This is a genomic window from Corynebacterium sp., assembly GCF_030532715.1.
In the GTDB taxonomy this organism is placed as follows: Bacteria; Actinomycetota; Actinomycetes; order Mycobacteriales; family Mycobacteriaceae; genus Corynebacterium.
Window position 1 is genome coordinate 1 of record NZ_JAUNKO010000003.1, and the last position, 21,676, is coordinate 21,676.

The following is a 21,676-nucleotide window of genomic DNA, read 5'->3' on the forward strand; positions in this document are numbered from 1 at the left end:
CAAAAAAAAAGGGGAGGAGGAGCCACCACGGCCCCTCCTCCCCTTCTTCGTCGTTTCCACCAACTACAACCAAATACCTCACTCAATCAAGACTTTCGAGATACTTACGCGCAGGAGCTTCCGGATACGGAGCCAATACCTGCAACCCTGAATGGCGAAATACAAACGCATCCGGGTCACAACGAAGCAACGCCACCTGCGTCAACAACGCATACAGCTGGCCACGAAGAATCGGAAGCTCAGCATCACCAAGAGCAAGCAAAAGATGTTCGTGAGCAGCCTCAAAGTTCGACATATTCATATACCCCGACGCAATCATCTGATGGGCTGCTAGTCGTACTCCAACAGGGTCTTGGGTGGCGCTGGTTAAGGCCTGTTCCGCGTATTCTATGGCGTCGTAGGGGGCTTCGATGATGACGTCGCGGGCGCGGTTCAGTGCGTCAAAGCCTGGGTCGAGGGAGGCGTGGATGTCTTTACTGTCTTCGAGGGGGATGCCGCGGGATAGGTGCGCGGCGTGTTTTTGAATGTGTTCCCAGGAGACTTTTTCGGCGGGTGTAAGCTCGCCGGGGTCGAGGTCGGGGTCGTCACTCAGGAGTTGGATTGCTCGCCACCCGAAAATGGTGGGGCCGCCGACACCTATAGCGGAGTCGGCGGCGATGCACTCTTTGAGGTTCATGACCTCAACGTTAATCTGTGATTGCCTCCAATGGCTGTGTCCGCGCCGCACGCGACGCCGGCCAAACTGCTGCGAGTACACCCACAACGGCGGAGGCCGCAAGGATGAGAGCGATTTGGCCCCACGGAACCACGATGGTTTCCAGGCCGTCGCCGGCCAAGACTTTCACGAAGCCCCAGCCGAGGCCAAGGCCAATTGCAGCGCCCGTGAGCGCGCCGAATACCGCGATTACGGCGGATTCAATGTAGATCATGTGGCGGATTTGCCTGCGTTGCACGCCAACCGCTCGCAGCATGCCGATTTCTTGGCGGCGTTCGATCACGCTCAGCGCCAAGGTATTGACGATGCCGAGGATCGCGATTACCACCGCGAGCGCTAGCAGACCGTAGAGAATGCCAAGCATTTGGTTGATGCCAGCTGCGTTTTCGCCAGCGAACTCTTCCTTGTTTTTCACTGTGACAACGAGGGATTTGGCCACTGCCTCTTCAATCTCGCTGCGTAGAGTCTGTTGGTTGACGTTGCTGTCGCTGATCACGAAGAGCTTTTTGGGCTGGATATCGTTTTCATGGACGACTTGTTTGGCAATGTCATAGGAAACGTACGCGCTCCCCACCGCGACATTGGATTCGAAAATTCCATCGACTGGGAATTCTTTGTCGTTGATGCGGACTTTGTCGCCAACCTTTACCTTGAGCAGCTCTGCTACGGTTTCGCTCAATGCGACGTCGCCAGCTTTGCCTTCCTTGACGTTGAGTTTCACGGCCGAGTCAAGGTTGCTTTCGGTAACCGGTAGCTTTGCGGCTCCTGGTCCGAACCCAGCGCCTACCGGGGCGTCGTTAATCAACATTGGCGCCTCGTAGACGATGGAGGTGTCTTTGATGCCATCGATTTCCTTCACCCGGTCAACATCGCCGCGCGGGATGCTCAAGTCCATGTTGGCAGGCCCGGTGAGCACGTAGTCGGCCTTCACGGTGGTATCGATCATCTCGGACAGGTTTTCGCGCATCGTCGCGCCCAACATGCTAATCGAACTGACCATCGCTAGGCCCAGGGTGAGGGCAAAAGCGGTGGCGGAGGTGCGGCGCGGATTGCGGTGCGAGTTGGTTGCGGCGATGCGGCCCACCGCGCGGAACGGGGCGCCAACCGCTCGACCTAGGGTGCTCACCACAGGGATCGACAACGCAGGGCCGGCAAGCCACGTTCCCAGCACGATTGCCAACGCCCCGCCGCCGACCACGCTGGCGCGCGTCCCGGTTTCGCCAATGTTTTCGTTGAGCGCGCCGAGTAGCACGATGCCGCCGCCAATCGCCAACAATACGGCGCCGGCAATGGTGCGGATCATTAACGACGGCGGCTCTTGGTTCCGCATTGCCTGCACTGGGCGGATTGAACCAGCACGCTTGGCCGGTGCCCACGCGCTGATCACGGTAATAAGCACGCCCACCAACAGCGGAATGACGATTGATTGGGTATCCAGGCTAAACCCAGTCGAGGGGAAGCCGACGCCTTGGGCTTCCAGCACCACGGTCACGAGCTTGACCAAGCCCATGCCGCCGAAAATACCGAGCACGGAGCCGATGACGCCAACGACGATGGCCTCGAAAATCACGGAGCGAGTAATTTGCCGCTGGGAAATACCGATACTGCGCAGCAGGGCGAATTCACGGTTCCGTTGCGCCACGATCATAGAGAACGTGTTCGAGATAATAAAGGTGCCTACGAGCAGTGCAATGCCAGCGAATGCCCACAAGAAGTAATTCACAAAGGAAAGGGCACTTTTGATGGTGGAGCTTACCTCCTCCACCAGTTTCGCCCCAGTGTCCACTTTTAAGTTCGGGTATTGCTTCGCTAGCGTTTCCCGCAGCTCGTCAGCTTTGTCCCGATCGGATATCTGGGCGGATAGTTGCTGTACCGTAACGCCATTGCTGAATTGCTCGAGGTAGTCCGGCTCGGGGAACACTACGCCAACCCAACCGCCGGTGTCATTCACGGGGTCGACAATGCCCACCACCTTGTACTCGGCGCGTTCCTTTGGCGTGATCACCGTGACCTTGTCATTGACTTTGATGTTTCCACGTTCGGCGGCGGATTTATTCACCGCAACAGTGCCCGATTCGGTCGGCATGACGCCATCGGTTACTTCGCCGCCGCTAGCGCTTGTGGAACCCTCAAAGCTCGGCAGCGCTTGCGACGGTGCGCCGCCGGTTTGAACGGCTTTACCGTCGCTGCCGCCAAGGACGATTTGGGCGCGCTGCACCGCGACGTCGACAGATTTAATGTCCGAACGCTGCCGCAGCTCATCCACTACAGTGAGCGGGACCCCCTCGGGGGATTTTTCGCCGCCGGTGATCACCACGTCCACGTCGTCGAATGCAGTGGACACGATGGAGTTAAAGCTATTCGACAGGCTCACCGTAAACATGCTGGAACCCGCAATAAACGCCGTGCCAAGCACAACGGACAGCACGGTGAGCGCCAGCCGGATTTTGTGCGCTGCGATGGTACGCAGCGAGATTGTTCGCATCGTAGCCATTTACAGATCCTCAATCCTGGCCATAATGCCGAGAATGCCCTCTGTAGTTGGGTCGTTCAATTCCTCTACTAATCTGCCGTCGGCTAGGAACACCACGCGATCGGCATAGGACGCTGCTTTCGGATCGTGGGTCACGATCACTACGGTCTGCCCGAGATCGTCAACAGAAGTACGTAAGATATCCAATACTTCTGCCGACGAGTTTGAATCTAGGTTGCCGGTGGGCTCGTCGCCGAAAATGATTTCTGGGCGAGACACCAGTGCACGTGCTACGGCCACGCGCTGCTGCTGGCCGCCGGACAGTTCGCTGGGGCGGTGGTCCAAGCGATTGGTCAACCCCAAGCGCGAGGTAACTTCCTCGAACCACTCCGAATCAACCTTGCGCCCAGCCACGTCCGACGGCAGCGTGATGTTTTCCTGCGCGGTAAGCGTGGGCACCAAGTTAAACGATTGGAACACAAAGCCGAGACGGTCGCGGCGCAGCGAGGTGAGATCTTTGTCACGCAGGCGGGAAAGATCGGTCTCTCCGATGAATGTTGAGCCTTCGGTGACAACATCGAGACCAGCCATGCAGTGCATCAGCGTAGACTTACCCGAACCTGACGGGCCCATAATTGCTGTGAATTTCCCGCGTGCGAACTCGATATTGACATTGTCCAACGCCACGACCGCAGTTTCGCCTTGGCCGTAGCGTTTGACTAGGTTCACCGCGTGTGCAGCAATATTTGGCTGCATAGCAAAGTCCTTTCCTGTTGGCGACGAGGACTCGCGCCTCGTGTAGTTCATGCCGACGTTTAGCAAACATTAGGCTGGCACACACGCTACACGTGCCTAGGTGTTGGCCACCAGAGGCACGTGTTGAGCTGAACATTGTATGTGCCGTGCTGTGGCTACTGTACCTCGATGCTGCCGATATCGTTATGCACGTTAAGGGTCAGGGAGCTACCTTTTGCACCGCTATTTCGAGTTGTGGGCCCGCAATCGTGGCTGCCAACTTCGGAATTGCAGTTCAATGCTACCGGCACGTTGTCTGGCAGAATTATGAGGATTTCACCGGCACCCATTGTGATGTCTACGGTCTTATTTTCAGGTAATTCTTCAAGATTGCCGAGGTCAAGCGTCAATTGCCCAACGTCCATGGCGTAGTGGGGTTCGAGGCCATCCGAGGTGGTGACCGTGTAGATTTGTTCGCCAACACCGTCGGATGTGCTCATGGTGGAAACGAACAAAACAGGGGCGACGATAATCCCGGCGATGATGAGCCACGGCCACATGCGACGTCGCTTGGGCGGCATGGCGGCCTGTGCGGGCGGGGGATCTGGAAGATCCCATGCGAACGGCGCGGTGCCCAAAGGGTCCCAGCTCGGTGGCTGGGTACGCCCAGGAATGGTCGTCATATTGTGCATGTCGTAGAAGCCTTCCACTGGCGCCGCCGTAGCTAACGTGACGGCAGGTGGTTCGGGTTGCTTGGAGTGGAGTAGCCACCAGCACAACCCGGCGATAAGCAGCGCAGGTAAGCCGGAATAACTCAAAGAACCTACGCCGAGCACCAAGACGGCGAGAAGCAGGCACAATATCATGCCGGTTTTGCGCTCACCGCGATAACGCGGGTCGTCCTGCTTGCTAAACAGCACCTCCGCGGGGGCCAGGGCCATGGAGTACCGCGGCATACAAAGCCAGCACAGGAGGTACACGACAATGCCTACGCCGAAAAACGCGGAGCAGATGAAGAGGATGCGAATAATCCCAGGGTCGACTTGGTATCGGATGCCTATGCCCTCGCAGACCCCAGCGCCCGGCGCGGAACTACCTTGGCTGGACGGCAGCCGGTAGGGCCGGGTTTGCCACATAGTTCGGAGTGTTTCGTTCATAGTGTTATCGTCGCCCAACTCCCCGGCTCGACGCATCAGGGATTGCCCTGAAAAAACCCTTATTCGCAGCTCAGTGGCGTATGCCGACGTGGCGAGCGGAAGACTCGCGGGGCGCCGTCGATCGGGTCGGTAAAGGAGAGTTCGCGGGCAAGTAGCCGCATCGGCTGCGTGAAGTCTTCTTCAGCGCTGTGGCTGGGGGTCGGGTAAAGCGGGTCCCCTAGGATGGGAACCCCAGCGTGGGCCATGTGTAGCCGCAGCTGATGGGTGCGTCCAGTCTCTGGGGCCAGCGTGTACCGGGCTAAATCTGTGTTCGGTAGCGGCTCCACCTTGAGTACACGTGTGCGGGCGTTAGCGGGGCCGTCGACAAGTACGGCCTGGAGCGCTCCGGGAGTTTTTTCAATGCGGTGTTCCCACACCGTGCCGGGTGCGATGTCCGGGGAGTACGGCGCGAGGGCTTCATAAACCTTATGCACTTGCCGGTGCGCGAATAATTCCTGATACGGGCGCCGGAACTCCGGGCGTTGGGTAAACACCAGCACCCCCGAGGTTAATCGGTCCAACCTGTGTGCCGGTGATAAATCCTGGTTGCCCGTGGCCCGTCGCAATCGCACCGTCGCCGTCTCCGTAATGTGACGCCCGCGCGGCATGGTAGCCAAAAATGGTGGCTTGTCGGCCACAAGGATGTACGAATCCGAATAAATAATAGGAATCTCGTGCGGAACTGGACGCTCTGGCCCGGGTGTGCGGTAAAACCACATGCAGGCGCCGGGGGACATGACGTCATCGGCGGCGTATGGTCGGCCCTGCGGGTTTCGCACCTCGTCGCGCGCGAAACGGCGGTCCACGGCGGCGGCGTCATCATTCGGATGTCGGTGCGTTTGGGTAAGGATTAAATGCAGCAAAAAATCCCTGGCCAACATGGGTTGCGCGTCCGACGGCAACTGGGCGCGAGAAGGATTCAACCCATCGCGGACGGGTAGCGGTGGTTGCCGACGCCGTACTACTCTTTCGACCATGGATATGAATGCACTCCTTGCTCAAGCGTTGGAATTCTTTAACCATGGTATTGGCAAGTTCTCCGCGGACCTGCTTTCTGCATGGTACGCCGCGTTTTCTCCAGACACCGCTGGCGCAGCACATCCAGTAGAAATCCCTGCCTAATGGTTGCGCTGTCTGTTCTCGACCTTGTCCCCGTAGCCACGACCCCGACTGCGGCGTTCGAAGCAACCGTGCGCGCCGCGAAGGTGGCGGAACAGGCCGGGTACCAGCGCTATTGGATCGCCGAACATCACAACACTTCTGCGCTTGCTTGCGGTGCGACGAGCGTACTTATGGGGCACATTGCATCCGCAACCAAAACCATCAGAGTGGGTGCGGGTGCGTTCATGCTGCCGTTGCACCGGCCGCTACGGCTTGCGGAAGACCTTGGAACTCTGTCTCGATTACACCCACAGCGCATTGAAGCAGCTGTGAGTGGCGGTTCTGGTGTGGATGCGGAAACCTCTCGGCTGTTAGGGCGGGACTCCGTAATCTCTGCAGACTTGCGCGCCCTGCAGCAGGCCCTCGCCGGGGTGCCCGGCCTGTACACCCAGGTGCCGTTGTGCATTATGGGTTCCGGGGTACAGGCGGCCGTCTTGGCCGGGCGGCTTGGGCTGCCATTTGCGTTTAACAGCCACATCGCGCCGCAACAGCTTGATGCTGCGATTGCGGCATACCGGCGCGGATTTGTGCCGTCGCGGCAGTGCGCGCAGCCGTATGTATTGGCTACCGCGAACGTCATGGTGTGTGATTCCCGCGAGGAAGCTGAATTTCAGCTCACAACCCTTATACAAATGTTTGAAGGCGTGGTGACCGGTGCGCGTGGGTTGCTGTCCCCGCCGCGCACTATTGAAATGCACCCGCTCGTCCAAGCGCGGGTGCAGGAATCGCTCAAAGTGACGTTTGCGGGTACCGGTCCAGACGTCACCCTGCGCATGCAACAGTGGGCCAGCGCATCGAGCATTGATGAAATAATTACGGTGACCTACGCGTACGAGTCGGCGGTACGTGAAGCTTCCATTCAGGAATTAGGCAACTGGTTCTAACCAGTCCAGTGTAGGCTTGGGGTATCAGAGAGAGAAAGGTACATGATGAGCAAGGATAAAAGCGTTGTTGTTGCCGTAGATGGGTCTCTCGCCTCGCTGGCCGCTGTTCGTTGGGCAGCAAATACCGCATTGAAGCGCGGTATTCCGTTGCGGCTCGCCGCCAGCTACACCATGCCGCAATTCCTCTACGCCGAGGGTATGGTCCCGCCGCAAGAGTTGTTTGATGATCTCCAGGCTGAAACCATGGAGAAAATCGAAACTGCCCGAGCGGAGGCGCAGAAGGTTGCCCCTAACATTGAGATTTGTCACACTTTGGCGGAAGGCAGCCCGATTGACATGCTGCTGGACATGTCCAAAGACGTGACCATGATCGTGATGGGGTCCCGCGGCCTTGGTGGGCTTTCCGGCATGGTGATGGGCAGTGTGTCCGCTGCAGTGGTCAGCCACGCGCTGTGCCCAGTCGTGGTGGTGCGCGAAGACCTTGGCGAAGAATACAAGTACGGCCCTGTTGTGGTCGGTGTCGATGGTTCTGGCATCAGCCAGAAGGCGATTGAGTACGCGTTTGCGGAAGCTTCCGCACGAGGCTGTGAACTTATCGCCGTGCATACATGGATGGACATGCAAATTCAGGCATCCCTGGCCGGGTTGACTGCAGCCCAGCAGCAGTGGGAGGTTGTGGAGCAGGAGCAGCACATGCTGCTGGGTCACCGCCTCGCGGGATTCTCTGAAAAGTATCCCGATGTGAAGGTCACCAAGGTGGTCACCCGCGATCGCCCAGTGCGCGCCCTGACCGACGCCGCGCTGGGGGCCCAATTGCTCATTGTGGGTTCGCACGGTCGTGGCGGTTTCAAGGGTATGTTGCTGGGGTCTACGTCTCGGGCCTTGCTGCAGTCCACTCCCTGTCCGATGATGGTGGTGCGCCCCGAAAGCAAGTAGGGGTAGCACGAGTGCCGCAATTATAAAATTGAAATAACACCTAAGTCACAGTCCTATTGCATTCTGCAAGGAACTGTCGATTTAGGTGTTTTTCAGCTTTACGCTGGAAAATGTACTCGACAACGAAGGGAGAAGATTTCCATGACTCTAGGTTTAGGGTTTTTAGGCTGGATCATCATCGGTGGTCTTGCCGGATGGATTGCTTCAAAGATTAAGGGCACTGATGCTCAGCAGGGCATCGGCCTGAATATTCTGGTTGGTGTTGTTGGTGGCATTATCGGCGGCTGGCTGCTGAGCCTGCTTGGTTTCGATGTAGCTGGCGCAGGCATTGTGGTTAGCTTTATCACGTGCTTGATTGGCGCTGTCATCTTAATCACTGTGGTGCAGATGGTACGCAGGTAGAGCCTTTCCAGCAGCGCGGCAACGTGCTGCAAGTGTATGTCCACCCCGCAGCTCTTCAATTGGAGCTGTGGGGTTTACTCATTGCTACCCCTTTCGAGGGTGGGGGTTGTTGATGTCTACCCAGTCAACGTGAAATTGGCCCGCAGTAATTCGGGGGCGGGTAGCAAATACGGACAGAATTGTCTGTTTCTGCGGTAATCTGGGTACGCTGACACGCCTTGATTATTCAGGAAGGGAAGTGGGACCGATCGCCCCGAAAAAGAGTAGCCGCCGGAATCGTCCGACTCCGCGGGAACGGCTGCTGGCAAGTGCTACCAGTTTGTTTACCACGGAGGGTATCCGCGTCATCGGCATTGACCGTATCCTGCGCGAAGCAGACGTGGCCAAGGCAAGCCTCTACTCGTTGTTTGGTTCCAAAGATGCGCTGGTGATCGCCTACCTGCACGCCCTCGACGATAAGTGGCGCTCCGATTGGCGCGCCCGCACGGCAGCTATGGATAACCCAGAAGACAAAATTCTGGCATTTTTTGACCAGTGTATCGAGGAGGAGCCGTTGAAAGATTTCCGCGGCTCCCATTTCCAAAACGCGGCAAACGAGTACCCGCGCCCAGAAACCGAAAGCGAGCATGGCATTGTTGCGGCCGTGCAGGAACACCGCACGTGGTGCCATCAAACCATGACGGAACTGCTCACCGAGAAAAACGGCTACCCGGGCACCACACAAGCAAATCAATTGCTGGTGTTTCTCGACGGTGGCCTCGCGGGCGCGCGGCTGAGTAGAAACATTTTACCGCTGGAAACCGCCCGCGACTTAGCGCGTCAATTATTGTCCGCGCCACCGGCGGACTACTCCATTTAAAGCACGCCCTGTTCGCGGGCGGCGGCGACCGCCGAGGTCCGCGAACGCACGCCGAGTTTGTCGTAAATGTGAACGAGGTGTGACTTCACCGTGGCCTCTGACAAAAACAACGCTTTGCCGATGTCTCGGTTGGAAGAACCACTGGCAACCAGCTTCAACACCTCCAGTTCGCGGGGGGTGAGCGAGGTCCGCGGGGTGCGCACGCGCGTCATTAAGCGGTTCGCAACTACCGGCGACAAGGTGGAATCCCCCTCCGCCGCCGAGCGGACAGCGGCCAGCAATTCCGCCGGCGGGGCATCTTTAAGCAGGTATCCCACCGCGCCCGCCTCAATGGCTCCCAAGATATCGGCGTCCGTATCGTAATTGGTTACCACCAGCACGTTCGGCGGATTATCCATCGTGCGCCGAATAGCGGCGGTGGCGTCAGCCCCCGTAGACACCAGGGTGCCTTCCGCCCCAGCGCCGAAGCGAAGGTCCATAAGGATCACGTCGATCCCGCCCTGCTGCGCGGCCTCGATGGCAGCCTCCGCCGTGGCAACTTCACCTACCACGTTGATATCCTTGGCGGATTCTAGAACGGCGCGTAGCCCTAGGCGAACGATTTCGTGATCGTCAGCTAGGAGAACTCGGATCATCGTCGGCTCCCTCATCAGTATGTTCAGGGTTTGAGTCTAGTTCCCGGTCGACCGGCAACGCCACAGACACCGCCGTGCCGCCACCCAACTCAGATTCCACGCTCAAGGTGCCGCCCTGTTCCAGGGCGCGTTGGCGCATCGCATCCAGGCCGATATGGCCGAGACCGGCTGGGCGGGAACCCACAGATTCCGGGTCAAACCCCACGCCATTATCCACGATATCCAGCCGGATTTCCTGCTCTCCGTAAGTCAATGTGATGCGGCACTGTTCCGCCTGCGCATGTTTGGCCACATTGCCTACCGCGCCCTGCGCGATCCGTAACAGGGAGGCTTCCGTACGCATAGGCAGTTGGCGTTCTTCGCCTTCCACCACCACGCTCACATCGGTACCCACCACGGTGTGCGCCACCCGATGCAACGCTCCTTCGAGGGAAGTTTTAGAAAGTGCTGGCGGCTGCAGGGCGGCGATCATGGCGCGCGCCTCGCTGAGATTGTCCGCCGCGGTGGTGCGGGCCTGGCGGATGCGTCGGATCGCTGGTTCCGCGGCGTCGACAGGCACGGAGTCAAGGTCCCGCTCAGCTACGTGCAGCAGCATTTGAATGCTGGACAGGCCCTGGGCGAGGGTGTCATGAATCTCGTGAGCGATGCGCTGACGTTCCGCGGCAATACCGGCAGCGCGTTCGGTTTCTGCAAGCTGTGTTCGGGTCCGCAGCAATTCCTCGATCAGGGTTTGCCGCTCCTGCGACACAGTCCACAACGCCTGAAACGCGTAGTTAATCCCCACCGAAACGAGGGCAGCAACGCACGGCCCTACCACGCTGCCAATGGTCATGTGAGGGTACTGGCTCAGCACAGACACTACGGTGGCGCCGATTACTGCGACCAAACCACGGAAATCGTTCAACACCTGTAGGTACAGAAAGTACAGCGCAAACACCAAGTACACGGAGCTGTTTTGAATGGGGATCATAATCACCCAAATGCAGGTGAGCACCAGCAGCCACAATTGCAATGCGAGTGGGTGCGCCAAGTGCCGATTCCCCGCGTAATACACGGCGCCGAACACGCTGGTCAAACCAAGAATAGCCAGCAACTCCTGGGTGGGAAGCTGCACCGACGACAGCACGATCACCACCAGCAGAATCGTGGTCAGGATGTGCACGCCGCGGCGCAGCCCGTGGTTCTGGAGCGCGGCCGGTTCACTGTTCATACTCAGCAACCCTAGACTGGAGTGCATGCGCCGTACAGTTTTGGTACTTTGTTCCGCCTTCCTTGCCGCGTGCAGCCCGCTGACCAGCAATGAAGGCACTTCAGTAAGCTCCGAGCAGTCCTCGGTAGCGCCCCCCGCCGATCAGGGATTGCCTATCGACGCCGTGGCTGAAGTACCGCGCGACGCGAACGTTCCCTGCCCATATCTGGATACGAACTGGGTGGCGGATACCAACGGCCAAAAAGTGACCTCGCAGGGCATTGACGAACGCTTTGACACCCCGGCGTGCGTGTTTTGGTCCTATCAGGACGATCCGCAACTGCAAGTTATCGTGCGGCACATGGCCGACGAACAGCAGGCGGTGGACGTGGTGAACTGGGCGGCCCCAATTAATGAAACCGAACCTGCCGAAGAACCGGAAGGTTGGTCCGGCGGCAGACTCGGTTCAGAAGGGCGTTCGCTGTACGCCGTTCAAAAAGGCAATGTGGCTGTGGTGGTGTTTTCTAATCAGGGGCAATCCATCAAGGTGGAATTGGTGGCCAAGGAAGTGATTGCTCGGCTTGGCTTGTAGCGGGTTGGGGTTATACCGATACGTCGTTGTAGGGCATGTTGGCGCTGACGAATGGGAACACTACTTCCATCAGTAGGAAGAATGTTCCTACGAGCAGCGCGAGGGATACCAGTAGCTTTACGGGCCAAGGGCCGGGGATGGCGCGCCAGATAAATCCGTACATTGGGTTATTTCTCCTCGAGTTCGGCGGGGCGCACCCGGCAGGCTTGGCGTAGATTCTACCGAATTACATATCGGGGGTAGCGTCGATTTCTGCAGGTACGCATGATTATCGATTTGGGCGATCCTATTTCAACACTGCAAAAGTATCAGCAAAGAAGCTGTAGCAGTGATTCTGCTACGGTTGGGAACTTTAAACTCTCTTGCGGTATTTACTTGTCAGGGGTCGAACGATGTGATACAAATAGAACACGGTTTTAATAAGCCAGTATAATTTAACTAAAAATGGGTGGTTATGCCACATTGAGGGACTGGCTAGTGGCTAGAAACCCTCCGCCAAAGATTGGACTAGTGATTGTGATAAAAGCCGCCCTGGGGCCTATCGATGCCCCGTCGTTCGAGACCTCGCCAGCAGCTGACTTGTATCGATCTCTCCGATCGGATTGTTGGCGTGCTAACCCATAGCGAGGCAACCCTAAATATATCCTCTGAAGTGGCTGAGTGCCTAGGTCTTCCAACAAATCCTGCTGGGTCCGTGCGGCTCACGATGGATAAGGGGGCTATCCGCCAAGCTTTGGAGGGGGATGAAGCTTCTGCTGCTTTTAGGGTTACTCAAGGAGCTCGAGATGTTGAGGAGATGTTTGCTCATCACAGTAAGCTTGTCGCGGCACCCTGTGACGGGGCAGGTTCGATCGGTGCCCGAGTCCTTCGGGAATTGTCTGATTCCAAGGGCATAGATAACTCCATTCTTCTTGAAGAATACCTCGACGCACAGGGGTATTCACTACCAGCAACCACCGTTGGGTGTTGTCACCCGGGGTAGAGGTGAGGGCTGTGGAGAATTCGCTTGATCGCGTACTCGGGGTAATCGCGGTTGGAGATAGCCCTGAAGAGGCATTGGTAAATGCGCACCGCGCTTTGGGTCAAGTGCGCGTCGAATACAAATAAGGAAACGAAAACATGAACAAACGTCCCTTTGGCCGTATTCTGACGGCGATGATTACGCCCTTCGACGAGTTCGGTCGACTGGACTTGGTTGGAACAGAGGCGCTGGCACGCTATCTCGTGGATGATTTGGGGTGTGACGGGTTAGTGGTCAACGGTACGACAGGCGAAGCTCCAACTACTACTGACGAAGAGAAGAAGCAGGTAATCGCTACCGTAGTGGCGGCGATAGGCGATCGAGCCCACGTTTTGGCTGGGGCGTCGACTAATGACACAACTCATTCCGTTGCACTTGCTCGTGATGCTGAAAAGGCGGGGGCAAACGGGCTTATGCTTGTTTCTCCTTATTATTCCTTGCCGCCGCAAGAGGGGATTGTTCAGCATTTTTCGACCATAGCGCAGGCGACGGATCTGCCGGTGATGCTTTACGATATTCCGGCTCGGTCGACTGTCCACATTGAATTCGAGACTTACCGACAACTGGCTTCTATTCCGAATGTTGTGGCAGTTAAGGATGCCACTGGCGATATCGCCGCCATGCACCCAGTAAGGGTGGAGACCGAGCTGGCAATGTACTGCGGTGTCGATGCTATCTCCTTGCCTGCCTTTGCATCTGGTTATGCCGGTGTTGTTAGTGTTATTGCACACCTTTTTGCCGACAGTCTAAACGTGATGTTCGATGCAGTTGAGGACGGGCGAATGCGGGATGCGCAATCCCACTATGATGCGCTAATACCAGCAGTGTCAGCGTTGCAAGGACCAGTGCAAGGTGTGATTGCCGTGAAAGCGGCATTGGACGCCCTTGGTTTGCCCGCCGGTTCGCCGAGGCTGCCTCTCACTTCTGCTACTAAGGTTCAAGTGGCTGAGATCGTAGCTGCTATCACTGCCGCTAAACAAGGCAGCAATCGGTGATGGCACGTCCAGAGCTGGCCTTCTTAGCTGTCCGTAGTTTTAGCGCGGCTGGCTACTTTCTCTTAGTCCCATTCTTTGCCTTATGGTTGATCGACTATCGTGGTTTCTCCGGGCCAGCGGCCGCTACGGTGGTTGCCTTTTGTCTGTTCTTTGGCAGGGCTGGCGGGATGTTGGCGGCGCGATTCCTTAACTGGATGGGATTACGCTATTCAGTGTTCGTGGCCTATGCCATCGCAACGATAACACTAGCAATCATGGCAATTTATAAAGGTGAAAGCCTTTTTATCTGGAATGTGATTGGTTCGTTGTTTGGCCTGTCCTTCTCTGCCGCAACGGCTGCTTTGAAAGCTATGGTTGCTGTCTCTTACACACCTAAGCAGCTGCTGCGGGCGTTTTCTATGCTGAACTTGGCGGTAAATGCCGGAGCAGCGGCAGGCGTTGCAGCAGGTGGATTCTTGGTAGCCGATGCGCCGAATGTCTTCGTTTGGGGCAGTGCTGCTTTATACGGCGCCGCTTTCTTGGCGCTTCTCTTCGTTCCGGCTACTACCAAAACAGAGAAAAGGTCCTCCGCTGACACCACAGCTACTGGTAGCCCCATGGCTTTCGGATTTTTCCTGCTTTTCACAGGCATCACTTGGGTTGCCTATGCACAGGTCTTCAATGTGTTACCTACCCTTTCAGCCGAAACGATTGGATCTAAAGCGATTTCGTACCTGTTTATACTCAACTCGGCTATGGTCATTGTGCTTCAGGCGCCGATCACTGCCGCTATTGAGTGGTTTCGCAAGCGGAACGCCCAGATGGCTGCCTTGACGGTTTTACCGGCGGCGCATCTTGTCCTTGCTGCATCGGTATTGATGTTTGGATTTACAGGTCACTCGCCTGTAGTTCTTGCTTACATCGCCATGATTCTCTTCACGCTTACAGAACTAATCTGGGGTCCCACCTATGATTCCGAGATTCTCAATGTAAAGGGGCATCTCTCGTCAGTTACGGCTTACGGGATTGCTGGTGCTTTGCGCGGTGGAGCGGAGTCGTTGGGTTCGTGGGTAGGTATTGCGGCTGTCACATCTAGTGTCGCCCTGTGGCCGACTGATGCCTTGTCATTCTGGATTTCTTCAAGTGCTCTGGTTGCTGTAGCTGTCTACTTCCTGTGGCTTGGAATTCGGCAGTCGGGTTTAAAGCCGTTACATGGTTAGTTGAGGAGGCAGGAGCCCTCGATGTAACTGCATGTGAAGCGATCCCAGCGCACTTGAACTGCGGCTGTTCTTCGATCGATTATCGTGTGACAGTTACTCAATCCAAGCTTTTGTTGTGCGGTGCGAAAGTGCGTTGTAGTGGTGTTTTCTAATCAGGGGCAATCCATCAAGGTGGAATTGGTGGCCAAGGAAGTGATTGCTCGGCTTGGCTTGTAGCGGGTTGGGGTTATACCGATACGTCGTTGTAGGGCATGTTGGCGCTGACGAATGGGAACACTACTTCCATCAGTAGGAAGAATGTTCCTACGAGCAGCGCGAGGGATACCAGTAGCTTTACGGGCCAAGGGCCGGGGATGGCGCGCCAGATAAATCCGTACATTGGGTTATTTCTCCTCGAGTTCGGCGGGGCGCACCCCGGGTTGTTTCGGTTCGCTGCGTACTAGCATGGCGTGCACGATCATGCGTTCCGCATTGGAAAACTGCGGGTGGCAGGTGGTCATGGTCATGAGGGATTCCATTTCCGGGTTGGCCTCGGTGACATCTAAGCCTGGAATCGGGTTGATGGTAGATACATCGCCTGGGACGGTGATGATGCGGCCGCTCACCCCCGAGTAGTCTCCTGTGGTGAGTCGCTCCGCTTGTTCTGGGGTGAGGCATTGTAGTGCTTCGCTGCGGCGTTGTTCACCTTGCGAGTCTATGGGGAGCACACGGTAGATGTCCCACCGGTTGCTTGTTTCCACCACCACGGCGTCGCACACTTTGAGGTTGCCTAGGTCGTTAAAGGGCGCGCCTTTGCCCACTCGGTGGCCGGCTACAGCGAAGTTGCCCGGATCGCCCGGAAACTGGCTGTCGGTGTAACGTCCAGGGCCGGCGAGGAGGTCTGCATCGCTTGTGCCTTCGACGATGGCGAAGTGGAAGTCTGAACCAAACGCTGGAATGTACATTCGAGCGAATGCTTCGCCTAATTCGGGGGTCAACTTTTGGCGGGGGTTCACGTGCTGCCATTGGGCGTCAAGCTTCTCCGAGACCTTGGATTGCTCCCTGTTCGCTTCTAGGTTCGTCCAATACGACTCATAAAATGCAAACAGGAAGAAGAGGACGCCCACCGTAATAAAAAGCTCACCTAACACTTGTGTGAAGCTGAGGCGTCGCGACTGCGCAGCATGTCTCATGGCGACAGAGTTTATCACTGCGCGCTACCATCGATCGGAGGAATAAAGCTGAAAGGATGCGCCTGACGATGATGGAAGTGTTCATCTACCCAGTATCCGGAGTGATGAAACTTTGGCATTTGATGCTCCATAACGCTTTTGGCGTGGATGATCAGGTCGCCTGGCTCATTTCGCTGTTCGGACTCATTGTGACCGTACGTTCGATTATTTTGCCGTTGGCGTGGAAGCAATTCCAAGCCACCCGCATGATGGTGAACATGCGCCCCCGTATCAAAGCGCTGCGGGATTCGTTTGCGGAACGCACCGACGCGGACGCGGACAAAGAGGAGCGCGCCGCGCTCAACGCCCTGTACAAGGAGCAGAACTTTAACCCGAAGTCGGGGTGTTTTCCGGCATTGGTGCAGATACCGGTCTTTATCGGTCTTTACCAATTGCTATTGCGTATGGCTCGGCCGGTGGAAGGATTCAACGCCACAACTATCCACCCGATCGGTTTTTTGGGAAGCGACGAGGTTCGCGCTTTTCTGAAAGTTCGCATTTGGGATGTTCCGGTGCCTTCGTATGTGGCTATGCAAGCCGAACAACTGCAACAGTTGGGCACAAACAGGGACGATGTGTTTTGGTTTGTGCTGCCGCTTGTCGTGGTTGCTACCTTCTTCACCATCGGCAACATGTCGTACTCGATTAGTCGATCCTATCTGACAATAGACCACGAAAACCGTATTGCACTACGGATGAACCGGATTGTCATCGGCATGGTCCTGATCATGCCCCTGGTGCTTATCAACGCCGCGATGTACTCTCCGGTCCCTGCCGCTATTGTCGTCTACTGGGTGGCCAACAACCTGTGGACCCTCGGCCAAATTGTGGTGCTGAACTTCCTGCTGGACAAAAAGTATCCTCTCACCCAGGAATTCGAATCCTTCCAGGATGAGGCGTTTGAGCGACGTGTGGAACAAGAATCCGAACGCAAGCTTTACCAATGGGACATTCGTAAACGCCGGCTGCTGATGCTAGTGCAGCCGCATAAATTCCTTCAGCACTACGCCGAACTTCGCGTAGCTAAACAGGAGAAGAAGGAAAAGCTCCGCTCCGAGCAGCAAGCGCGCAAAGAGGTGCGCCGCCAGCGCAATGCGGCGAAGCGGCAACGGCGCGAAGAGCTGAAGGCGGCCAAGCTCGCTCAACAAAACGGACAACAGCAACCGGAAGCTGCTCCACCCTCGGTGGAGGACACTCCAACAGACCAGTTTGAGCAACTACCACCGCAGCCGTCTGAGCTACCGCAACCGGAGGAAACTCCCACCGACGAATTCGAGCAATTGCCACCTCCACCTCAACCAGATCGGCCACGGCCAAAGCGTCCGCAAGTGCCGCGCGGGCGGCATGCGCTGCGGGAGGATCCGCCGCGGCGGACATGGGCGGAAGAAACATAGGAAAACGGCCGGGCATTATGGAATGCCCGGCCGTCTTCGTAGTGTTTAGTTGGAGTGCGCGTTGTCGTATGCCTCGATGATGGTGGCAGGGATTTTACCGCGCTCTGCGATGGTGTAGCCGTTGTCGTGCGCCCATTCGCGGATTGCGCGAGTGCGGGCGCGGGAAGCGTTCATGCTCGTGGGCACGGCGGCACGACGGCGGCCACGTGCGGCGGCGTCGCGCCGTGCCGCAGCGATATACGGTTTGAGGGCTTCGCGGAACATTTCCGCGTTTTCGGCGGAGAGATCCATCACATAGTCAATGCCATCGACGGAGAAGCGAATTACGTGGAGCTTATCCGGGGTCAATGGTGTGTTGTTCAGATCGTCGAAGTACTGCGTAATTTCTCGGCGTGCCATAACTCAAAAATCCTTGCTTCTTGGGCCAAGTAGGCGGTTGTAAATGTGGAAGAGGCGCGCAATGTGCGTGTTCTTCTGTTTAGTATATATGCCAAGAAACAATTTGGGGATTTTGGGCTAAGATTAGGCCGATTCGATTTTTTGCTGAACTTCCTGAAGAAGCAAATCGAGGTCATTTGAAGTGCTTCGGTGAACCCGCCGCCGTTGCTCCGCAGTCATGTATTCAGAATTATCCACTGCGCTGTCTAATTGGTCGAGCCGTTCATTGACATCGTGAACAAACCCAGACGGCAGCTTCGAGTTCTCCACCGACTTTCGGATGCCCGCAATTCGTGCTTTCAGTGGGGCTCCGTGGCCGGAATACTGCGCTAATTCATGTGCAGTTACTCCGAGCCGCTGCGCTTTCATGGAAAGCAGTTGTTCGCGGCCAAAAGTGATTGCGCGATACGCCAGCGGTAACAGGATTGGTACGAGTACGCGCGCTGCGGCGCTGTAGCGCATAATGGTCGCTTTGTTGAAACGGCCTGCTTTCATTTGCGCCAGGGTGGTTTGTGCCATTGCGCGTTCGTGCTTGCGCTTGGCTTTCAGACCCTTGCGTTCCGCCCGGAGCAGGGCTTTTTCTTGCGCTGCCAGGAGTTTTTCTTTACGGGCGGTGAGTTTGGCGTGCTGGCGCACCTCTTCTTTTGCCTTGACTTTAGCGGCTTTGATTTCCGCTTTTGTGCGGGCCCGGCTTTTGCGAATGGCTTCAAAGATTCCCATGGTTCTCCCCAAAGGTCGGAGGTGGTTTCGTCGGTTCTAACCCTACCTGTCTAGGCTGGTAGGCATTGTGGAAAAGGATATGACGGATCTTTTGGGTTGTCGCTATCGGAGTGTGCAGCGCCGGCGGTTCCCTTTTGTCCCACCCACGGAAACGTCGCGGCAGCGTGCGGTGCGGACGGAGCGGGGGCGTCGAGAAGCGTTGGCGTTGTTGCCCGCAGCGCCGCGGAGAGGTGAATTGCCGGAGTTTCGGCGTATAAGTGTCAGCGGAGTACAGGAAACGCAGGCGGCCCTCGACGCCGGCGCCAACATTATCACTGACGCGGAGTTTCTCGCCGAGGGTGTACGCGTGCGTATCGACGTCCTGGTGCGCACCCCCGAGGGGTATCTGCCGGTGGTGGTGAGTAGTCATCGGGTGGCGCGACCTGCACCTATGCGCCGCCAAGAGGTGATTCCCACGCGCCGCTTGGGGTTGGGTACGCCCCATATTGAGGGCTGGAAGTTGCGCAATCACGCGGCGGATTCCTTTCGCTTAGCGCTCGCAGACCGTGCTCTTGCGGCCTTGGGGTTGTCTTGCGGTAAGGGTGGTGCGATCGGCCAAGACCCCACGTTGACGTTTGTGATGCCCACGCAACCCTTGCAGGCTGGGCTTTCCGCGGCGCTGGAGGTGCCGGACCCTGCTGGGCCGCATCGAGTCAAGGAGTGCCGTAGCTGCCGGTATTGGTTTGACTGCCAGGCGCAACTTTCTGCCCGTGACGATATTAGTTTGCTGTTTGCTGGGGATGCTGGAGCCCAATACGCCGCCCGCGGCATTACCACGGTTCAGCAGCTTATCGAAGCCGACCTTGGCCAACCTTCCGTGCTTGCTCGAGCATGGCGCGATGGTGTTCCGCTGCTGCGTCGCAGCGATGCGGTGACGGCGCCGCGGTTTGATGTGGAGATCGATATCGACCTCGAGGCCTACCTTGATATAGGTGCCTACCTGTGGGGCGCGTTCGATGGGGAAACCTACACGCCGTTTGTCACCTGGGGAAAGCTTGGCGGTGACGAGGAGGCACGCAACTTTGCCGAGTTTTGGGCGTGGTTGCGGCGGCGGCGTCGAGAAGCGGAGGATGCGGGGTTGTCGTTTGCGGCGTTTTGCTACTCCAACCATGGGGAAAATCACTGGCTACGCAGTTCCGCGCGCAGATTCGCTGGGGTCGCTGGGGTGCCGAGCGAAACCGAAGTAGATGAGTTTATTAATTCCCCGCAGTGGATTGACGTTTTTCGGCTGGTAAGGGCACAATTGGTTGGCCCGGAAGGCTTGGGCCTGAAAGTAGTGGCACCGCAGGCTGGGTTCCATTGGGAAGGGGACTTAGATGGGGAGGCAAGTGTCGAGGCGTACCGCAAGGCAATAGATGAGAATGATTCTATAATGCGCGAACAATTGCTTCGTTATAATCGCGACGATTGTGCTGCAACTGCCGCGGTGCGCAAGTGGTTGAGTGAGGGTGCCCCGAAAACGCCAATTGCCGCCGTCTTTTGACATATTTCTCAGCCACGCTGTTTCTTGAAGACAGTTTTTCGAGGAGACACCCGCCAACATTTAGGTAGCGCACGAATGAATTGGGGTGTCTTTTCAGCGGGGAATTAGCCGCACCCGCCGCTGCTCCGGTTTTGTTGAAGTGCTACATTTTCGGCTGCAATATTGCGAAAACCTATCGTAGTGATAGCGAGAATTCTGTCTCGCGCTAGCAGTTTGCCCGAGTGAAGTAGATGGCGGTTGCCCCAAACATGAGCATCAAGAATAGTAGTACGCCAATCAAACCGAATCAATTGAAGTGCGAAAAGACGATTCCGGAGGCCCACCCCACTGCCGCCGAACCGCAATAATAACAGCATAGGTACATACTGGAAGCCTCCGCGCGGTGCGTTTGCGCAATCCTTCCAATCGCACCCGAAGCCGTGGAATGCAAAGCGAAAAACGCGGCGGTATATATCAGTAATCCTGCGGTAGTGAGCCACACATTGCCCAAGGTAAGTAGCAAACCCACAACGCCTGCTAGGATCCAGCCCAGCAGGGTGTGGCCTGCGCCGAACCTAGCCACCAACCGTCCCGCGCGCGATGAGCTCCACGTACCCGATAGGAAGAGTAGAAACAGGGAGCCGGTGAGCGATTCGCTGAGCCCGAAATCGTTAATCATCCGGTAGCCCAGATAGTTATACAGGGATACAAACGTCCCCATGTTTAAAAATCCGGTGATAAACAGGGCTGCCAGCTGCGGGTTACGCCAATGCCCAAGCATCGCCTGCAGCTCCGAGCGAAAGGTGAGCCGCTTGGCGCGGAAGTTTTGCTGGGCGGGTAGCAGCCACAAAAACGTCGCAGCGAAGGCGGCGGCAACGAGGGAGTTTGCAAGCAGCGCCCACTGCCACGTGGTGAGTCCCACCACGGTAGACGGGATGAGCCTGCCCAACAGTCCACCCAGCGAGGTGCCCGCAACATACAAACCCATGGCGTGAGCGAGATTCTCCCCGTGAATTTCCTCGCTTAACCAAGCCATGGCTACCGCGGGCACGCCGGCTAACATCACTCCCTGGAGGGCGCGCCCGGCGACGAGCAGCTCCACAGACGGGCACCACGGTAGGGCCAAGCCGATAGCAATGGCGCACACCACGGAAATACCCAGGATGCGCCCTCGTCCGAAGCGTTCCGAAAGGATCGACGCCGGCACGATGCATAACGCCAACGCGCCCGTGGTGGCCGACACCGTCAGCGCCGCCTGCGTCGGCGGTATACCGAGGTCCCGAGTCAACACAGGCAGGAGGGCTTGCGTGGCATACAGGGTGTTAAATGAGGCGAGCCCCGCCGCGACCATCGCGACAACCCCGCGCCGTGCGTGGTGCGAAAAACGCGGGCTGCCAAGCAACCCGCGTGAGATAACCAT

At 57.1% G+C, this 21,676-nt stretch carries 25 protein-coding genes; 12 read left to right on the plus strand and 13 right to left on the minus strand.

All coding sequences use genetic code 11. From position 1 onward, the window contains the following. Window positions 1-82: 82 nt before the first annotated feature. From Q4D83_RS05255 to Q4D83_RS05275, 5 genes are all read right to left on the minus strand, one after another. The gene (locus Q4D83_RS05255) at window positions 83-676 is read right to left on the minus strand and encodes a hypothetical protein (RefSeq protein WP_303173607.1); all 594 of its coding nucleotides are present in this window, start codon (window positions 674-676) and stop codon (window positions 83-85) included. A 10-nt stretch (window positions 677-686) separates the two neighbouring features. Continuing rightward, window positions 687-3,209 carry an ABC transporter permease gene (locus tag Q4D83_RS05260; protein ID WP_303173609.1) on the minus strand — a complete coding sequence of 841 codons (2,523 nt, stop codon included), beginning with the start codon at window positions 3,207-3,209 and terminating at the stop codon, window positions 687-689. Next, complete coding sequence (locus Q4D83_RS05265; RefSeq protein ID WP_303173611.1) at window positions 3,210-3,944, minus strand: ABC transporter ATP-binding protein; 735 nt, start codon at window positions 3,942-3,944, stop codon at window positions 3,210-3,212. A gap of 155 nt (window positions 3,945-4,099) precedes the next feature. Continuing rightward, window positions 4,100-5,080, minus strand: coding sequence for a PspC domain-containing protein (locus Q4D83_RS05270; protein ID WP_303173613.1), 981 nt, complete (start codon window positions 5,078-5,080; stop codon window positions 4,100-4,102). A gap of 59 nt (window positions 5,081-5,139) precedes the next feature. Further along, entirely contained in the window at window positions 5,140-6,096 is a 957-nt protein-coding gene (locus tag Q4D83_RS05275) for a pseudouridine synthase (protein WP_303173615.1), read from the minus strand. On the opposite strand from Q4D83_RS05275, the gene Q4D83_RS05280 reads away from it, so the two are divergent. From Q4D83_RS05280 to Q4D83_RS05300, 5 genes are all read left to right on the plus strand, one after another. Then, a complete protein-coding gene (locus Q4D83_RS05280; RefSeq protein WP_303173617.1) occupies window positions 6,095-6,241 on the plus strand; it encodes a hypothetical protein in 147 nt (48 codons plus the stop codon). The genes Q4D83_RS05275 and Q4D83_RS05280 overlap by 2 nt on opposite strands. Further along, window positions 6,241-7,164 carry an MsnO8 family LLM class oxidoreductase gene (locus Q4D83_RS05285; protein WP_303173618.1) on the plus strand — a complete coding sequence of 308 codons (924 nt, stop codon included), beginning with the start codon at window positions 6,241-6,243 and terminating at the stop codon, window positions 7,162-7,164. Before Q4D83_RS05280 ends, Q4D83_RS05285 begins: the two co-directional genes overlap by 1 nt. Before the next feature lie 45 nt (window positions 7,165-7,209). Continuing rightward, on the plus strand, window positions 7,210-8,100 hold the full coding sequence (locus Q4D83_RS05290) for a universal stress protein (protein ID WP_303173620.1): 891 nt from the start codon (window positions 7,210-7,212) through the stop codon (window positions 8,098-8,100). A gap of 141 nt (window positions 8,101-8,241) precedes the next feature. After that, window positions 8,242-8,502 (plus strand): GlsB/YeaQ/YmgE family stress response membrane protein, encoded by a 261-nt coding sequence (locus tag Q4D83_RS05295; RefSeq protein WP_303173622.1) that lies wholly within the window; start codon window positions 8,242-8,244, stop codon window positions 8,500-8,502. Window positions 8,503-8,740: 238 nt separating this feature from the next. Further along, a complete protein-coding gene (locus Q4D83_RS05300) occupies window positions 8,741-9,361 on the plus strand; it encodes a TetR/AcrR family transcriptional regulator (protein ID WP_303173623.1) in 621 nt (206 codons plus the stop codon). Here Q4D83_RS05300 and Q4D83_RS05305 read toward each other — a convergent pair. Further along, complete coding sequence (locus tag Q4D83_RS05305; protein ID WP_303173624.1) at window positions 9,358-9,996, minus strand: response regulator transcription factor; 639 nt, start codon at window positions 9,994-9,996, stop codon at window positions 9,358-9,360. The genes Q4D83_RS05300 and Q4D83_RS05305 overlap by 4 nt on opposite strands. Next, window positions 9,974-11,206 carry a sensor histidine kinase gene (locus Q4D83_RS05310; protein ID WP_303173627.1) on the minus strand — a complete coding sequence of 411 codons (1,233 nt, stop codon included), beginning with the start codon at window positions 11,204-11,206 and terminating at the stop codon, window positions 9,974-9,976. Before Q4D83_RS05310 ends, Q4D83_RS05305 begins: the two co-directional genes overlap by 23 nt. Window positions 11,207-11,231: 25 nt before the next feature. Between Q4D83_RS05310 and Q4D83_RS05315 the strand changes: the two genes are divergently transcribed. Further along, a complete protein-coding gene (locus Q4D83_RS05315) occupies window positions 11,232-11,777 on the plus strand; it encodes a DUF2020 domain-containing protein (RefSeq protein ID WP_303173629.1) in 546 nt (181 codons plus the stop codon). Window positions 11,778-11,787: 10 nt separating this feature from the next. Here Q4D83_RS05315 and Q4D83_RS05320 read toward each other — a convergent pair whose 3' ends face one another. Further along, window positions 11,788-11,940, minus strand: coding sequence for a hypothetical protein (locus Q4D83_RS05320; RefSeq protein WP_303173630.1), 153 nt, complete (start codon window positions 11,938-11,940; stop codon window positions 11,788-11,790). 800 nt (window positions 11,941-12,740) lie between these two features. Here Q4D83_RS05320 and Q4D83_RS12060 point away from each other — a divergent pair. The 4 genes from Q4D83_RS12060 to Q4D83_RS05335 all read left to right on the plus strand — a co-directional run bounded on the left by Q4D83_RS12060 (window position 12,741) and on the right by Q4D83_RS05335 (window position 15,208). Beyond that, window positions 12,741-12,884: a hypothetical protein gene (locus Q4D83_RS12060; protein ID WP_368502189.1), complete on the plus strand. Its 144-nt coding sequence runs from the start codon at window positions 12,741-12,743 to the stop codon at window positions 12,882-12,884. A 12-nt stretch (window positions 12,885-12,896) separates the two neighbouring features. Continuing rightward, window positions 12,897-13,793 (plus strand): 4-hydroxy-tetrahydrodipicolinate synthase, encoded by an 897-nt coding sequence (gene dapA, locus Q4D83_RS05325; protein ID WP_303173632.1) that lies wholly within the window; start codon window positions 12,897-12,899, stop codon window positions 13,791-13,793. Continuing rightward, the gene (locus tag Q4D83_RS05330; RefSeq protein ID WP_303173633.1) at window positions 13,793-14,992 is read left to right on the plus strand and encodes an MFS transporter; all 1,200 of its coding nucleotides are present in this window, start codon (window positions 13,793-13,795) and stop codon (window positions 14,990-14,992) included. Before dapA ends, Q4D83_RS05330 begins: the two co-directional genes overlap by 1 nt. Before the next feature lie 138 nt (window positions 14,993-15,130). Further along, entirely contained in the window at window positions 15,131-15,208 is a 78-nt protein-coding gene (locus Q4D83_RS05335) for a hypothetical protein (protein WP_303174149.1), read from the plus strand. Window positions 15,209-15,218: 10 nt separating this feature from the next. Here the strand turns inward: Q4D83_RS05335 and Q4D83_RS05340 are convergent, their stop codons facing one another. Together Q4D83_RS05340 and Q4D83_RS05345 are read right to left on the minus strand one after the other, a co-directional pair. Further along, window positions 15,219-15,371: a hypothetical protein gene (locus Q4D83_RS05340; RefSeq protein ID WP_303173630.1), complete on the minus strand. Its 153-nt coding sequence runs from the start codon at window positions 15,369-15,371 to the stop codon at window positions 15,219-15,221. A 4-nt stretch (window positions 15,372-15,375) separates the two neighbouring features. Beyond that, window positions 15,376-16,164: a class E sortase gene (locus Q4D83_RS05345; protein ID WP_303173636.1), complete on the minus strand. Its 789-nt coding sequence runs from the start codon at window positions 16,162-16,164 to the stop codon at window positions 15,376-15,378. Between the two features lie 68 nt (window positions 16,165-16,232). Between Q4D83_RS05345 and yidC the strand changes: the two genes are divergently transcribed. Beyond that, entirely contained in the window at window positions 16,233-17,597 is a 1,365-nt protein-coding gene (gene yidC, locus Q4D83_RS05350) for a membrane protein insertase YidC (RefSeq protein WP_303173638.1), read from the plus strand. 45 nt (window positions 17,598-17,642) lie between these two features. On the opposite strand, the gene Q4D83_RS05355 is transcribed toward yidC, so the two are convergent. Both Q4D83_RS05355 and Q4D83_RS05360 read right to left on the minus strand, forming a co-directional pair. Next, on the minus strand, window positions 17,643-17,996 hold the full coding sequence (locus tag Q4D83_RS05355) for an Lsr2 family protein (protein WP_303173640.1): 354 nt from the start codon (window positions 17,994-17,996) through the stop codon (window positions 17,643-17,645). 123 nt (window positions 17,997-18,119) lie between these two features. After that, window positions 18,120-18,755: a DUF6474 family protein gene (locus Q4D83_RS05360; RefSeq protein WP_303173642.1), complete on the minus strand. Its 636-nt coding sequence runs from the start codon at window positions 18,753-18,755 to the stop codon at window positions 18,120-18,122. 79 nt (window positions 18,756-18,834) lie between these two features. Here Q4D83_RS05360 and Q4D83_RS05365 point away from each other — a divergent pair, with 79 nt between their 5' ends. After that, window positions 18,835-20,277: a TM0106 family RecB-like putative nuclease gene (locus Q4D83_RS05365; protein WP_303173643.1), complete on the plus strand. Its 1,443-nt coding sequence runs from the start codon at window positions 18,835-18,837 to the stop codon at window positions 20,275-20,277. 286 nt (window positions 20,278-20,563) lie between these two features. On the opposite strand, the gene Q4D83_RS05370 is transcribed toward Q4D83_RS05365, so the two are convergent. Then, window positions 20,564-21,676, minus strand: coding sequence for an MFS transporter (locus Q4D83_RS05370; protein WP_303173645.1), 1,113 nt, complete (start codon window positions 21,674-21,676; stop codon window positions 20,564-20,566).

What these genes read in the sequence shown, in the direction of transcription:
- Q4D83_RS05315 (WP_303173629.1), top strand. Translation starts at nt 11,232, where the DNA reads ATGCGCCGTACAGTTTTGGTACTTTGTTCCGCCTTCCTTGCCGCGTGC.
- Q4D83_RS05330 (WP_303173633.1), top strand. Translation starts at nt 13,793, where the DNA reads ATGGCACGTCCAGAGCTGGCCTTCTTAGCTGTCCGTAGTTTTAGCGCG.
- Q4D83_RS05310 (WP_303173627.1), bottom strand. Translation starts at nt 11,206, where the DNA reads ATGAACAGTGAACCGGCCGCGCTCCAGAACCACGGGCTGCGCCGCGGC.
- Q4D83_RS05340 (WP_303173630.1), bottom strand. Translation starts at nt 15,371, where the DNA reads ATGTACGGATTTATCTGGCGCGCCATCCCCGGCCCTTGGCCCGTAAAG.
- Q4D83_RS05285 (WP_303173618.1), top strand. Translation starts at nt 6,241, where the DNA reads ATGGTTGCGCTGTCTGTTCTCGACCTTGTCCCCGTAGCCACGACCCCG.
- Q4D83_RS05320 (WP_303173630.1), bottom strand. Translation starts at nt 11,940, where the DNA reads ATGTACGGATTTATCTGGCGCGCCATCCCCGGCCCTTGGCCCGTAAAG.
- Q4D83_RS05270 (WP_303173613.1), bottom strand. Translation starts at nt 5,080, where the DNA reads ATGAACGAAACACTCCGAACTATGTGGCAAACCCGGCCCTACCGGCTG.
- yidC (WP_303173638.1), top strand. Translation starts at nt 16,233, where the DNA reads ATGATGGAAGTGTTCATCTACCCAGTATCCGGAGTGATGAAACTTTGG.
- Q4D83_RS05275 (WP_303173615.1), bottom strand. Translation starts at nt 6,096, where the DNA reads ATGGTCGAAAGAGTAGTACGGCGTCGGCAACCACCGCTACCCGTCCGC.
- Q4D83_RS05280 (WP_303173617.1), top strand. Translation starts at nt 6,095, where the DNA reads ATGGATATGAATGCACTCCTTGCTCAAGCGTTGGAATTCTTTAACCAT.
- Q4D83_RS05255 (WP_303173607.1), bottom strand. Translation starts at nt 676, where the DNA reads ATGAACCTCAAAGAGTGCATCGCCGCCGACTCCGCTATAGGTGTCGGC.
- Q4D83_RS05360 (WP_303173642.1), bottom strand. Translation starts at nt 18,755, where the DNA reads ATGGGAATCTTTGAAGCCATTCGCAAAAGCCGGGCCCGCACAAAAGCG.
- Q4D83_RS05260 (WP_303173609.1), bottom strand. Translation starts at nt 3,209, where the DNA reads ATGGCTACGATGCGAACAATCTCGCTGCGTACCATCGCAGCGCACAAA.
- Q4D83_RS05265 (WP_303173611.1), bottom strand. Translation starts at nt 3,944, where the DNA reads ATGCAGCCAAATATTGCTGCACACGCGGTGAACCTAGTCAAACGCTAC.
- Q4D83_RS05290 (WP_303173620.1), top strand. Translation starts at nt 7,210, where the DNA reads ATGAGCAAGGATAAAAGCGTTGTTGTTGCCGTAGATGGGTCTCTCGCC.
- Q4D83_RS05370 (WP_303173645.1), bottom strand. Translation starts at nt 21,676, where the DNA reads ATGGTTATCTCACGCGGGTTGCTTGGCAGCCCGCGTTTTTCGCACCAC.
- Q4D83_RS05365 (WP_303173643.1), top strand. Translation starts at nt 18,835, where the DNA reads ATGACGGATCTTTTGGGTTGTCGCTATCGGAGTGTGCAGCGCCGGCGG.
- Q4D83_RS05345 (WP_303173636.1), bottom strand. Translation starts at nt 16,164, where the DNA reads ATGAGACATGCTGCGCAGTCGCGACGCCTCAGCTTCACACAAGTGTTA.
- Q4D83_RS05295 (WP_303173622.1), top strand. Translation starts at nt 8,242, where the DNA reads ATGACTCTAGGTTTAGGGTTTTTAGGCTGGATCATCATCGGTGGTCTT.
- dapA (WP_303173632.1), top strand. Translation starts at nt 12,897, where the DNA reads ATGAACAAACGTCCCTTTGGCCGTATTCTGACGGCGATGATTACGCCC.
- Q4D83_RS05305 (WP_303173624.1), bottom strand. Translation starts at nt 9,996, where the DNA reads ATGATCCGAGTTCTCCTAGCTGACGATCACGAAATCGTTCGCCTAGGG.
- Q4D83_RS05355 (WP_303173640.1), bottom strand. Translation starts at nt 17,996, where the DNA reads ATGGCACGCCGAGAAATTACGCAGTACTTCGACGATCTGAACAACACA.